An 11,538-nucleotide genomic window follows, 5' to 3' on the forward strand; every position below is an offset into this window, starting at 1 on the left:
GCTCAACTTCAAAAACCGCACATTATCTGTTGCACGGTATGACCATCTGCCTGTCTCACAAAGACGCTGCCCAACCGGCATGCCGGCGAGCAACGAGCTTTATTGTACTACATTTTCCCGGTTTGTGTGCAACGACTATCTGGTCAGAAAACCTTCATAGTCGCGCATGATCAACTGCGCCTCTAATTGACGCATTGTATCTACCGCAACACCGACCACGATCAAGAGCGCCGTACTACCCAAACCAATCTGGACGCCGGTAATCGATTGGGTCAGGAACGGAAGCACGGCAATCAGGCCCAGGAAGAGCGCACCGGCCAGAGTAATACGGTTGAGCACCTTCATCAAATACTCTTCCGTCTTCTTGCCCGGGCGAATGCCGGGAATAAAACCACCGTTGCGCTGTAGATTTTCGGCTAGGTCCTGCTGGGTGAAGATAACTATCGTATAAAAATACGTGAATCCCACTGTTAACAGGAAGAGCAGCGTCATGTAGACAATGCCACCACCCTGACCGGTTGGATTAAAGGTATTGTAAAAAAAGCCAGCGATGGCATTCCCAATCCCTTCGGCACCGGGGCGATAGAACCACGATGCCACAATGCCAGGGAAGATAATAATGCTTTGAGCGAAGATCAACGGGATCATACCAGCCGAATTCACCTTCAGCGGGATGAAGCTGCTCTGACCACCGTAGACCTTATTGCCGCGCACACGTCGGGCGTACTGAACACGAATCCGACGCTGACCTTCCTGCACCAGGACAATGCCAACAATTGTCAACAGTGCAATTGCCACAAAGCCTATCAGACCCAAAATGGTACTGAAATCACCCGCCTGGCTGATCTGGAAGCCCTGGATGATCAATCCCGGTAGGCGCGAAACAATCCCACCGAAGATGATGATCGAGATGCCATTACCAATACCCCGTTCATTGATCTGCTCACCCAACCAGATCAGTAGCATAGTACCGGCGACCATCGTCGTCAGTACAGTAAATGTGGGCAAAAAGTTGGCACCCAGATCGAACGGAGTACGGAACAACGACAGTGTCGGGTCGTTGTTTGGATTAATCGTGCGTTCGAGGGTCAGGGTCTGACCATACGCCTGCAAATAAGCCAGCGGAACAGTCAACCACAACTGATAGCGATTCAGCCGCAGACGACCCTGTTCGCCTTCTTTCTGCAATTCCTGAAGAGCAGGGATCAACGGTTGCAACAACTGCATAATGATTTGGGCAGTGATGTAGGGATACACCCCCATTGCTGCAACCGAGAAATTCTCCAGTGCCCCACCGGCAAAGAGATTCAGTAACTGAGCCAGTTGGTTGGTTGCCAGCGCCTGGCGCAACTGCTCAAGTGTTGTCGGATTGATGTTAGGTACCGGAATATGCGCGATCAGACGAAACAGGAATAGCATCCCCAGCGTGAAGAGGATGCGACGCCGTAGATCGGGCAACTGAATAGCACGAAGTACAGCCTGTAGCATGATACTACTTCCTATGAATGGCGAGAACCTGTGAGGTTCTCGCCACATGACCGATTACGACTGGCGGGCATTGCGCATGCTCGGATTTGGCCCGCGTGAGCGCGAATGGCGTTCAACAACCCATGTGAGATCGATGGCTTTCCCACCAGCAGCTTCGATCTTCTGGCGAGCACTGGCCGAAAACTTGTGCGCCTTGATAACCAGTGGTTGCGTTAGTTCACCATCACCTAAAATTTTCACCGGCATTCGCTTCCGGCGTACCAGACGGCGTGCCAGGAGCGTTTCGGGTGTGACCTCAAGATCGACTGGCCAATCGACCAGGCTGCCAACGTTGACCACTTCATATTCAACGCGGAACTTATTAACAAAGCCCCGCTTGAAGGGCATCCGCTTGACCAGACGGTTCTGACCACCTTCAAAGGTGCGATAAGGGCCGGGACCGCTGCGGGCCTTTTGCCCCATCATACCCTTACCGCCGGTTTTTCCTTTACCCGAGCCATGGCCGCGACCAATTCGCTTACGCTTTCGGTGCGCACCCTCGGCGGGTCGTAAATCGTGAAGTTTCATGCCTGCACCTCGTCCTCAACCTCTTCCACCTTCACGAGGTGCTGCACCTTGAACAGCATCCCGCGCACCGATGGATTATCCGGTTTGAGTACACTCTGATTCAACCGGCGCAAGCCCAGCGCGGCCAGGGTCTCCTTCTGGTCGCGCGCATAGCCAATTGCGCTCTTCACATACGTTACGCGCAGCTTCCCCATTAGGCTGCCTCCGTTTCCCGTCGTGTCCGGCGCTCCATCAGCTCTTGAGGCGTCATATCGCGCCGGCTCGCCATCTCGTGCAGCGATGTCATCTCGCTGAGCGCCTTAAATGTTGCTTTCACAACATTTACCGGATTGTTGCTACCGTAGACCTTTGAGAGCAGGTCTTTAATTCCGGCTGCTTCGACAACCGGACGGACACCACGACCTGCGATAACACCCGTTCCAGGTGCTGCCGGGCGCAACATGACCTTCGTAGCCGCAAATTTCGTCACGACCTCGTGGGGAACGGTTGCATGCACCAGCGGCACACGAATCAAATTACGCTTCGCGGCCTCGGCGCCTTTCCGGATTGCGTCCGGCACTTCTGCCGCCTTGCCCATTCCGATACCGACGTGGCCTTTGCCATCACCGACGACAACAACCGTACTGAAGCTAAAGCGCCGACCGCCCTTCACGACCTTTGACACGCGGTTGATCTGGACGACGCGCTCCTCGAGCTCCAGCGTTTCGGGGTTAATACGTTCTCGTTTCACAGTTCCTCCGCTACGCTGCCCTTGGGCAACTAGAAGTTCAGACCAGCTTCGCGGGCCGCTTCGGCCAGCGCTTTCACCCGTCCGTGATACTTATAGCCGCCGCGATCGAAGACCACCTTCGTTATCCCGGCCTGTAGCGCTCGCTCGGCAATCAGCTTACCGACTAGCGCTGCCTCTTGGGTTTTTGTCAACTCAGGGCTGCCACTCCATCCCTTCTCGTTAGTAGAAGCAGCCACGAGCGTATGACCAACAGTATCATCAATCACTTGTGCGTAAATATGAACATGGCTCCGAAACACGTTAAGGCGTGGCCGTTCAGGCGTGCCGAAGACACGCTTTCGGATGCGATTGTGCCGGCGAAGCCGGAGTTCACGTGGTGTTCGTTTTCCCATACGATCCTCAACACTGCCGCGACAGAGATTCCATCCCCTGTCGCTCGCTGCGGGGTGATAGCTGCGGCACAATAACCGCAGCTATCCCGACTACTTCGCCTTCCCAGCCTTCCCGGCCTTGCGGCGAATCTTCTCTTCTGCGTACTTAATGCCCTTGCCCTTGTATGGCTCCGGTGGGCGCAGGCTACGGATCCGTGACGCCTCCTCACCTACCTGTTGCTTATCGATACCAACAACTGTCAGAGCCAGCGGGTCATTGGCCGACTTACGTTCACCAACGATATAGCTAATGTTCGGTGGTGGCTCGATACGAACAGGGTGCGAGAAACCTAGGTTGAGCACCAGGGTTTTCCCTTCGAGCTGAGCACGATAGCCAACGCCATTAATTTCAAGCACTCGTTGCCAGCCTTGGGTGACACCAACCACCATATTGTGGATAAGAGTACGGGTCAAGCCGTGCAAAGCGCGGTGCAACTTCCCATCAGAGGGGCGCTGTACGGTAATAACGTCCCCTTCCTGGCGAATAATCATCTCGGGATGCAGTTGCTGGCTCAGGGTTCCCTTCGGCCCCTTCACCGTCACGAGATTCTGCTCGCCGATGGTAACCTGAACACCTTTCGGCACGGTAATCGGTCGTTTTCCAATTCGCGACATGATACTCCTCCGTGCGCGTTACCAAACGTAGCAGAGCACTTCGCCACCGACGCGCTCGCGCCAGGCTTCGTGGTCGGCGAGCACTCCCTTGGGCGTTGACAGGATGCACAGCCCAAGACCGCCGCGCACTCGTGGAATGTCGGTACGCTTGGTATAGATGCGCAGCCCCGGCTTGCTTACCCGCCGTAAACCCGTAATGGCTGGCCGGCGGTCGGGCAGATACTTCAGCGTGATCGTGATGGTCTTATGCGATTTACCATCATCAATCACGGCATAATCTCGAATAAAACCTTCACGCTTGAGGATGCGGGCAATCGCCTCTTTCATGTTCGATGCCGGCATCGATACTGTCGTATGGCGTGCCATACACGCATTGCGAATGCGTGTGAGCATATCGCCGATAGGATCATTTACACTCACGGTATGCCTCCTCACCAATCGGGCGTCAATAGCACTTTTGATTGCCGCACAGCACTCACCAGCTCGATTTGACGACGCCCGGAATGAGGCCCTTCAACGCATGTTCGCGGAAGCAGATACGGCACATCCCGAACTTGCGGATATAGGCCCGTGACCGACCGCAAATCTTGCAGCGATTGTAGGCGCGTACCGAAAACTTTGGTGGCCGCTGGGCCCTAACAATCCACGACTTCTTAGCCAAAGGAATACCTCCTCAAATGTGTTGAACCAGTCAGCGCAATGCGCTCTTAGTTCAAACTAATCACGAAATGGCATGCCGAGTCGTTTGAGCAATGCATACGCCTGCTCATCATTCGGTGCACTGGTGACAATTGCCACCTCTAGCCCACGAATCTTATCGATCTTGTCGTAATCAATATCTGGGAACACAATCTGCTCGCGCAGACCCAGACTGTAGTTTCCGCGGCCATCGAACGAGCTTCGGCTGACACCACGAAAATCGCGAATCCGCGGCAGGGCCAGCGAGCAGAGACGATCCAGGAAGTCGTACATCCGATCTCCGCGCAAGGTAACCATTGCCCCAATCGGCATCCCTGCGCGCAGCTTAAACGATGCAACCGACTTCTTAGCCCGCGTAACTACCGGCTTCTGACCGGTAATCGTTGCGAGGTCATTAACGGCGGCTTCAATAGCCTTTGCATTCTGCACCGCCTCGCCGACGCCAACATTCACCACAATCTTGACGAGGCGTGGCACTTGCATGATGGATTTGAACTTAAACTCCTCCATCAATGCAGGGACAACCTCTTTCTGATACTTTTCTCGTAATCGAACGGTCATGGCGCTTTCTCCAGGGGCTTGGCGACAGACTCCGCTGCGCCGGCCCTGAACAGACTACTTATCAATTACAGCATCACAGGCCTTGCAATAGCGTACCTTGCGTGGTCGGCCTTTGTGATCAGTCTCTTCCAGGAAGCGCTTGCCCGTACGCGAGGCACGGCCACAGCTCGGGCAAATCAGCATCACGTTCGATGCGTGGAGCGGCGCTTCCATTTCGATAATACCGCCAGGACGACCAGGGCCACGCGGCTTTTGGTGGCGCTTAACGATATTAATCCCTTCGACAACAACCCGGTTGACAGCCGGCAGGGCGCGCTTAATTTTGCCCCGGCGCCCTTTATCTTTGCCGGCAATCACCAGCACTTCATCACCAGTCTTCACATGCATCACAGCACCTCCGGGGCGAGCGACACGATTCGCATAAACTGCTTCTCGCGCAGCTCACGGGCCACCGGGCCAAAGATACGGGTGCCGCGTGGGTTATTCTCCTTACCGATCAGCACCGCTGCATTATCATCAAAGCGGATATGAGAGCCATCAGGTCGACCATATTCTTTGGCCGTGCGGATAATTACCGCCTTGACGACATCGCCCTTCTTGACCTGACCGCCGGGTGTAGCAACCTTTACCGAGGCAACGATAATATCGCCAACCCGACCGTAGCGCACCCGTGAACCTCCGAGGACCCGGATACACATGATCTCTTTTGCCCCGGTATTATCGGCAACCTTAAGCCGTGTTTGAGGCTGGATCATGGCTATTCCTCCTCGCCACGCTTCAAAATTTCCACCACCCGCCAGCGCTTTGTGCGGCTCAGCGGACGGGTTTCTTCAATTCGTACCGTATCACCCACCTTGCAGACATTTTCTTCATCGTGGGCGTGGAACTTCTTCGTGCGTCGAATAATCTTACGGTAGAGTGGATGGGGTTTGAGATAATCCACGGCCACGACTACCGTCTTGTTCATTTTATCGCTGACGACACGACCCACTTTTGTCGTCTTGCGCTTTTGTTCTACGGTCATCATGCTCTGCTCCATATTCGTTAGCCGAGCTCAGCCTGCGCCAACTCGCGTTCGCGCAGAATGGTAAGAATGCGCGCAATCTCTTTTTTCACTAATCGCGGCCGTGCCGTGTTGGTCAACTTGCCGGTAGCCTTTTGGAAACGCAAATTGAACAACTCGACCTTATACTCGGCCAACTTCTCGCGCAATTGCGCATCGTCGAGGGCGCGCAGTTCATTCGCTTTCACTGCTCACCTCCTCGGGCTTTGCCATCGTTCCCTGCTCTTCGCGATCAATCACCTTGCACTTAATCGGCAATTTTTGCGCAGCGCGACGCAGGGCCTCATGCGCTACATCTTCGCGAACACCAGCCAGCTCGAACATAATCCGACCAGGCTTAACGACAGCAACCCAGTGGTCAACTGAACCTTTTCCACCACCCATACGGGTTTCAGCCGGCTTGCGGGTGACAGGCTTGTCTGGGAAGATACGGATCCAGACCTTACCACCACGCTTGACGTAGTTCGTAATTGCACGACGGGCGGCCTCGATCTGGCGGCTGGAAATCCAGCTTGGTTCGAGGGCCATCAGGCCATACTCGCCGAACACGACATTGTTGCCGCGGTACGAGAGGCCGGGGCTACGCCCTTTCTGCATCTTGCGGTACTTCGTGCGCTTAGGCAGAAGCATTGCTATTCCTCCTCGGCTGACGTTCACGCCGCTCGGGAGCGGGCGTGGGCGCGGTCGTTGCTGGTTCAGCCGGGGACTTGGCGACCTGGTTCGGGAAGACCTCTCCCTTGTAAATCCAGACCTTCACACCAATCCGGCCATAGGTAGTGTGCGCATGTACCTGGGCGTAATCGATATCAGCGCGCAGCGTATGGCGTGGCACGCGACCCTCAGCCTCTTCGTGTACACGCGACATCTCGGCGCCACCGAGGCGACCCGAGCACCGCACCTTTACTCCCTGTGCTCCAAGACGCATGGCGCGTTGAACCGCCTGCTTCATTGCGCGCTTATAGCTCACGCGCCTGGTGATCTGTTCACCAATGCTCTCCGCGACCAACTGAGCGTCAAGTTCGGGTTGATGGATTTCTTTGATATTAAGCTTAATCTTCTTCCCGGTCTTGCGCTCCAATGCACTCTTCAACGTGTCAACATTCGTGCCGCGCTTCCCGATCACAATGCCGGGTTTAGCCGTGTAGACCGAAATCTCGATCTTATTGGCCGAGCGTTCGATCTCGATCAGCGACACGCCAGCGCTTTGCAATTCCTTGCTAATCAGCTTGCGCAGCTCGATATCTTCGTGGAGCTGACGAGTGTACTCTTCGCCTTCGGCGAACCACTTCGATTGCCAGTCCTTGATATAGCCGAGCCGGAAGCCAATCGGATGTACTTTGCGCCCCAAGCGAGCCTCCCTCTACTAGTACTCCGACCTGTCGGCTACCACCACAGTAATGTGGGTGGTCGGTTTGCGGATGCGATTCGCCATACCACGCGCCCGTGGCATAATACGCTTCAAGACCGGACCCTGATCAGCATAGATGGTCTTGATGTACAACGATTCGCGATCCATGTCAAAGTTGTGTTCGGCATTTGCAGCAGCAGACTTGATGGTGCGAGCAACCTCGCGTGCTGCCTTTTGTGGCATGTAGCGGAGAGTTGCCAGCGCACGATTGACATCCATACCGCGCACAACATCCATGACAAGGCGAACCTTCAATGGTGAGATTCGCACATAGCGGGTAACAGCTTTTGCTTCCATTGCTCTTCTCGTATCGCTACCCGAAGCATCACCACAAGCGTGCTATTTTACCACGTTTCTGGTAAGATGCAATCGAGCCTATCAGCGGGAGCTACTTCACTTTCCCGCGCTTATCGGCCTTTTTGCCACCATGGCCACGGAAGAAGCGTGTGGGCGCGAATTCGCCCAGCTTATGCCCGACCATGTTTTCCGTAATATAGACCGGCACGTGCCGACGTCCATCGTGCACCGCAATTGTATGACCAATCATCTGCGGGAAGATGGTCGAATCACGCGACCACGTGCGAATCACCCGCTTCTCATTGGCCTTATTCATCGCTTCAATTTTATCGAGCAATTTAATATCGACGTATGGCCCCTTCTTCGACGAGCGGGACATAGTTCCTGCTTTACCAGTCCTGCAACAAGTACAGACCTGGAAGGCTGCCTTTCTCCAGCCACGTTTGACGCTTCAACGAGATTAACCGCAAGCGGTTGTCCAATCTCTCCACGCCCGTTTATAGTCTCCGTGAACCTGTTTCGGCGACTGTAAAGACTCTCAGCACATCCGACAACCAATCGTTGTTGCCCTGCTATATCGGGCAACAACGATTATCATCCGACAAGACAGCGTTACTTGCGCCGGCGAACAATGAAGCGGTCGAAGCGCGGGTTGTGACGTGTCTTGACGCCACGTGCCGGCTTACCCCACTTCGTCTTTGGCGTGCTCATACCGCGAGGTGCCCGGCCCTCACCACCACCGTGGGGATGGTCGCGGGGGTTCATCGCAGCACCGCGCACGCGCGGACGACGGCCCAGCCAGCGTGAACGACCAGCCTTACCGAGACGAATGTTCTGGTGATCAACATTACCAACCTGGCCGATAGTTGCCATGCAGCGCAGGTGGATCATGCGCATCTCACCAGAGGGCATGCGCACGATGGCATAATCACCTTCTTTAGCCATCAATTGGGCCGCAGTACCTGCCGAACGAACCAACACACCACCACGCCCGATTTCAAGCTCGATATTGTGGATCTGGGTACCGAGCGGGATGGCGCTCAGCGGTAATGCATTGCCGACCCGAATTTCCGCATCAGGGCCGCTCATCACCGTGTCGCCGACTTTCAGACCAAGTGGCGCGATGATGTAGCGCTTTTCGCCGTCGGCATACGCCAGCAGCGCGATGCGAGCGGTACGATTTGGATCGTACTCGATAGCCTGTACCTTCGCGGGAACGCCAAACTTGTTGCGCTTAAAATCGATAATGCGATAGAAGCGCTTATGGCCACCACCGCGATGGCGCACCGTAATCCGGCCCTGGTTATTACGGCCAGCTTTCTTGCGCAACGGTTCGATTAAGCGTGGCTCTGGTTCTTTCTTTGTAATCTCCTCGAAGGTCGAAACCGACATATTGCGGCGACCGGCCGAGGTTGGTTTGTAGATACGAACTCCCATTGTTGTTCTCCCTCTACGGGCGACGGCTCTTCAGTGCGAACCGTCGCCAATCACTACCTTCATTCCGGCAGTGATTTATGATCCGAAAATCTCGATCCGATCGCCTTCGGCAAGGGTTACTATCGCCTTCTTCCAATCGCGAGTATAGCCCATCGAGCGACCACGCCGACGAAGTTTACCACGAACATTCATCGTATGGACTTTCGTAACCCTCACGTTGAAGATCGTCTCAACCGCATGCTTAATTTGCGGTTTGGTTGCCTCACGGTGTACCTCAAACGTATACTTGTTGAGTTCCATGAGACTGGTATTCTTCTCGGTGATCAGCGGACGGATCAGAATATCATACGGCGTCAGCATGGTTATTCCTCCTGCGCCGGCGTTGCCACGCGAGTGCGCTCGCCGAGATAGCTTTCCACTACTTCAACGGCAGCCTTGGGCATCACGATGTGATCGTAGACCAGCAGATCACGCACGTTGAGGTAGTGTGCCAGTAATGTTTTCACTTGCGGCAAGTTGTTGGCCGAGCGGCGCAGATTTTCATTCGCCAGACTCTTGCAATCAATCACGACCAGGGTTTTCTTGTCGGCAAGGCCGTGCGCCTTGAGGAAGGCGATAAAATCTTTGGTACGTGGCCGTTCAAATGTCAGCTCATCAACAAAGCGAATTTGATCGGCAGCAAACTTCGCCGACAGTGCCGAGCGTACACCCAGCCGACGCATCTTTCGCGGCATAGCCAGGCGATACGAGCGTGGATGGGGACCGTGGGCTACACCACCACCCTTGTGATGGGGTGCACGGATCGAACCCTGGCGGGCACGTCCGGTGCCCTTTTGGCGATAGAGCTTGCGCGTTGATCCCTTTACCTCGCCGCGACCACGTGTGTTATGCGTGCCAAGGCGGGCATTGGCGTTTTGCATCACAACATATTGATGCATAACAGCCACGTTCGGCTCAATGCCGAAAATGTAATCGCTAACCTCGATGGCGCCCACCTGTTCGCCGGCCTGATTATAGAGTGTTGCCTGCATCGTTTTTCTCCTCTAGCCCTTCACCGCTTTGCGGATCTGAAGCAGGCCATTGCGGGCGCCAGGAACGGAGCCCTTCACTAGTAGCACATTCTGTTCGGGCAACACCTCAACGACCTCCAGATTCTGGATGGTAACCCGAGTGCCACCCATACGACCAGCCATGCGTTGACCTTTCCATACACGGCCCGGGGTTGTACCAGCACCGATAGAACCAGGGGCACGATGGCGGTCACTCTGACCGTGCGTCTTTGGACCACCGCGGAAGCCGTGACGCTTGACAACACCGGCAAACCCACGCCCCTTTGACGTACCAGAGATGTCAACCCTCTGGCCGGGTCGGAATAACTCAACCGTCACCACTTCACCAGGAGTATGTGCCTGGGGATCATCGGCGCTGAATTCGCGCAGATAGCGCAACATTTTGCCACCCGATGCCTTCAGGTGCCCCTGTTGCGGTTTGGTCAGCTTGCGCGGCTCAACTTCTTCATAACCGAGCTGCACAGCGCTGTAGCCATCGCGCTCCGGTGTGCGAATCTGGGTGACGATGCAGGGACCGGCAGCAATGACCGTCACTGGAATGGCCATGCCTTGCGCGGTGAAGTACTGCATCATCCCGATTTTACGACCTAACAATCCGTGAATCATTGATGCACCTCCGCAGCGTGCGCCTTTGCGCAGCGGCTGCATTTCCGACGCTCGTTCCTCTGATTGACAAAGAATGAAAGTGTCATCAGAGCACTTACGTCTATTTTCTTCTACAACTTAATCTCAATATCGACGCCAGCCGGCAGATTGAGTTTCATCAAAGCATTAATCGTTTGCTGGCTTGGATCAAGCACATCGATCAGTCGCTTGTGCGTGCGAATCTCAAACTGCTCTTGAGAGTCCTTATCGATAAAACCAGACCGGATCACGCTATAGCGCTCGATCTTGGTAGGAAGCGGAACAGGTCCGGCAACGAGCGCCCCTGTTCGCTCGGCTGCCTCGACAATCTGGCGTGCAGACTGATCGAGGATCTTATGGTCATACGCCTTCAGGCGAATACGAACTTTCTGTTTAGCCATCTTTTTCTCCAATCAACGGGGACGTGGTGGAGACCACGCCCCCGTCACCGGTTTACGCTATGCTAATCCAGGATCTTGGTTACGACACCAGCACCGACGGTGCGGCCACCTTCGCGGATAGCGAAGCGCAAGCCTTCTTCGATAGCC

23 protein-coding genes are annotated in these 11,538 nt (G+C 55.1%); all 23 read right to left on the bottom strand.

Going from position 1 to position 11,538, the window contains the following annotated elements:
- Nucleotides 1-135: 135 nt before the first annotated feature.
- Complete coding sequence (secY, locus tag VAE55_RS14055) at nucleotides 136-1,488, bottom strand: preprotein translocase subunit SecY (RefSeq protein ID WP_322816393.1); 1,353 nt, start codon at nucleotides 1,486-1,488, stop codon at nucleotides 136-138.
- A gap of 54 nt (nucleotides 1,489-1,542) precedes the next feature.
- Nucleotides 1,543-2,055, bottom strand: coding sequence for a 50S ribosomal protein L15 (gene rplO, locus VAE55_RS14060; protein ID WP_012258250.1), 513 nt, complete (start codon nucleotides 2,053-2,055; stop codon nucleotides 1,543-1,545).
- On the bottom strand, nucleotides 2,052-2,249 hold the full coding sequence (gene rpmD / locus VAE55_RS14065) for a 50S ribosomal protein L30 (protein WP_012258249.1): 198 nt from the start codon (nucleotides 2,247-2,249) through the stop codon (nucleotides 2,052-2,054). Before rpmD ends, rplO begins: the two co-directional genes overlap by 4 nt.
- Nucleotides 2,249-2,785, bottom strand: a complete 537-nt coding sequence (rpsE, locus tag VAE55_RS14070; RefSeq protein WP_012258248.1) for a 30S ribosomal protein S5 — start codon at nucleotides 2,783-2,785, stop codon at nucleotides 2,249-2,251. The genes rpmD and rpsE overlap by 1 nt, the downstream gene beginning before the upstream one ends.
- 29 nt (nucleotides 2,786-2,814) lie before the next feature.
- On the bottom strand, nucleotides 2,815-3,177 hold the full coding sequence (gene rplR / locus VAE55_RS14075) for a 50S ribosomal protein L18 (protein WP_012258247.1): 363 nt from the start codon (nucleotides 3,175-3,177) through the stop codon (nucleotides 2,815-2,817).
- A gap of 90 nt (nucleotides 3,178-3,267) precedes the next feature.
- The gene (rplF, locus tag VAE55_RS14080; RefSeq protein ID WP_322816394.1) at nucleotides 3,268-3,831 is read right to left on the bottom strand and encodes a 50S ribosomal protein L6; all 564 of its coding nucleotides are present in this window, start codon (nucleotides 3,829-3,831) and stop codon (nucleotides 3,268-3,270) included.
- Between the two features lie 18 nt (nucleotides 3,832-3,849).
- A complete protein-coding gene (gene rpsH, locus VAE55_RS14085; protein ID WP_012258245.1) occupies nucleotides 3,850-4,251 on the bottom strand; it encodes a 30S ribosomal protein S8 in 402 nt (133 codons plus the stop codon).
- Nucleotides 4,252-4,306: 55 nt separating this feature from the next.
- Entirely contained in the window at nucleotides 4,307-4,492 is a 186-nt protein-coding gene (locus tag VAE55_RS14090; protein ID WP_012258244.1) for a type Z 30S ribosomal protein S14, read from the bottom strand.
- A gap of 56 nt (nucleotides 4,493-4,548) precedes the next feature.
- On the bottom strand, nucleotides 4,549-5,091 hold the full coding sequence (gene rplE / locus VAE55_RS14095; RefSeq protein WP_012258243.1) for a 50S ribosomal protein L5: 543 nt from the start codon (nucleotides 5,089-5,091) through the stop codon (nucleotides 4,549-4,551).
- A gap of 54 nt (nucleotides 5,092-5,145) precedes the next feature.
- On the bottom strand, nucleotides 5,146-5,478 hold the full coding sequence (gene rplX / locus VAE55_RS14100; RefSeq protein WP_012258242.1) for a 50S ribosomal protein L24: 333 nt from the start codon (nucleotides 5,476-5,478) through the stop codon (nucleotides 5,146-5,148).
- On the bottom strand, nucleotides 5,478-5,846 hold the full coding sequence (gene rplN / locus VAE55_RS14105) for a 50S ribosomal protein L14 (RefSeq protein WP_012258241.1): 369 nt from the start codon (nucleotides 5,844-5,846) through the stop codon (nucleotides 5,478-5,480). Before rplN ends, rplX begins: the two co-directional genes overlap by 1 nt.
- A 2-nt stretch (nucleotides 5,847-5,848) precedes the next feature.
- Nucleotides 5,849-6,118, bottom strand: coding sequence for a 30S ribosomal protein S17 (gene rpsQ, locus VAE55_RS14110; RefSeq protein WP_012258240.1), 270 nt, complete (start codon nucleotides 6,116-6,118; stop codon nucleotides 5,849-5,851).
- A 17-nt stretch (nucleotides 6,119-6,135) separates the two neighbouring features.
- Nucleotides 6,136-6,342 (bottom strand): 50S ribosomal protein L29, encoded by a 207-nt coding sequence (gene rpmC / locus VAE55_RS14115; protein WP_012258239.1) that lies wholly within the window; start codon nucleotides 6,340-6,342, stop codon nucleotides 6,136-6,138.
- On the bottom strand, nucleotides 6,329-6,784 hold the full coding sequence (gene rplP, locus VAE55_RS14120; RefSeq protein ID WP_012258238.1) for a 50S ribosomal protein L16: 456 nt from the start codon (nucleotides 6,782-6,784) through the stop codon (nucleotides 6,329-6,331). The genes rpmC and rplP overlap by 14 nt, the downstream gene beginning before the upstream one ends.
- Nucleotides 6,771-7,502, bottom strand: coding sequence for a 30S ribosomal protein S3 (rpsC, locus tag VAE55_RS14125; protein ID WP_322816395.1), 732 nt, complete (start codon nucleotides 7,500-7,502; stop codon nucleotides 6,771-6,773). Before rpsC ends, rplP begins: the two co-directional genes overlap by 14 nt.
- Before the next feature lie 15 nt (nucleotides 7,503-7,517).
- Nucleotides 7,518-7,859: a 50S ribosomal protein L22 gene (gene rplV / locus VAE55_RS14130; RefSeq protein ID WP_322816396.1), complete on the bottom strand. Its 342-nt coding sequence runs from the start codon at nucleotides 7,857-7,859 to the stop codon at nucleotides 7,518-7,520.
- Between the two features lie 91 nt (nucleotides 7,860-7,950).
- Nucleotides 7,951-8,238: a 30S ribosomal protein S19 gene (gene rpsS, locus VAE55_RS14135; protein ID WP_015909214.1), complete on the bottom strand. Its 288-nt coding sequence runs from the start codon at nucleotides 8,236-8,238 to the stop codon at nucleotides 7,951-7,953.
- Between the two features lie 233 nt (nucleotides 8,239-8,471).
- On the bottom strand, nucleotides 8,472-9,296 hold the full coding sequence (rplB, locus tag VAE55_RS14140) for a 50S ribosomal protein L2 (RefSeq protein WP_012258234.1): 825 nt from the start codon (nucleotides 9,294-9,296) through the stop codon (nucleotides 8,472-8,474).
- Nucleotides 9,297-9,371: 75 nt separating this feature from the next.
- Nucleotides 9,372-9,656 (bottom strand): 50S ribosomal protein L23, encoded by a 285-nt coding sequence (gene rplW / locus VAE55_RS14145; protein WP_012258233.1) that lies wholly within the window; start codon nucleotides 9,654-9,656, stop codon nucleotides 9,372-9,374.
- 2 nt (nucleotides 9,657-9,658) lie between these two features.
- Nucleotides 9,659-10,327, bottom strand: coding sequence for a 50S ribosomal protein L4 (rplD, locus tag VAE55_RS14150; RefSeq protein WP_322816397.1), 669 nt, complete (start codon nucleotides 10,325-10,327; stop codon nucleotides 9,659-9,661).
- A gap of 12 nt (nucleotides 10,328-10,339) precedes the next feature.
- Complete coding sequence (rplC, locus tag VAE55_RS14155) at nucleotides 10,340-10,972, bottom strand: 50S ribosomal protein L3 (protein ID WP_322816398.1); 633 nt, start codon at nucleotides 10,970-10,972, stop codon at nucleotides 10,340-10,342.
- Nucleotides 10,973-11,082: 110 nt separating this feature from the next.
- On the bottom strand, nucleotides 11,083-11,391 hold the full coding sequence (rpsJ, locus tag VAE55_RS14160) for a 30S ribosomal protein S10 (protein ID WP_012258230.1): 309 nt from the start codon (nucleotides 11,389-11,391) through the stop codon (nucleotides 11,083-11,085).
- Nucleotides 11,392-11,453: 62 nt separating this feature from the next.
- On the bottom strand, nucleotides 11,454-11,538 hold an 85-nt coding region (locus VAE55_RS14165; protein ID WP_322816399.1), incomplete at its 5' end, for a hypothetical protein.

This window comes from Chloroflexus sp. (genome assembly GCF_034432675.1).
Classification (GTDB): Bacteria; Chloroflexota; Chloroflexia; order Chloroflexales; family Chloroflexaceae; genus Chloroflexus.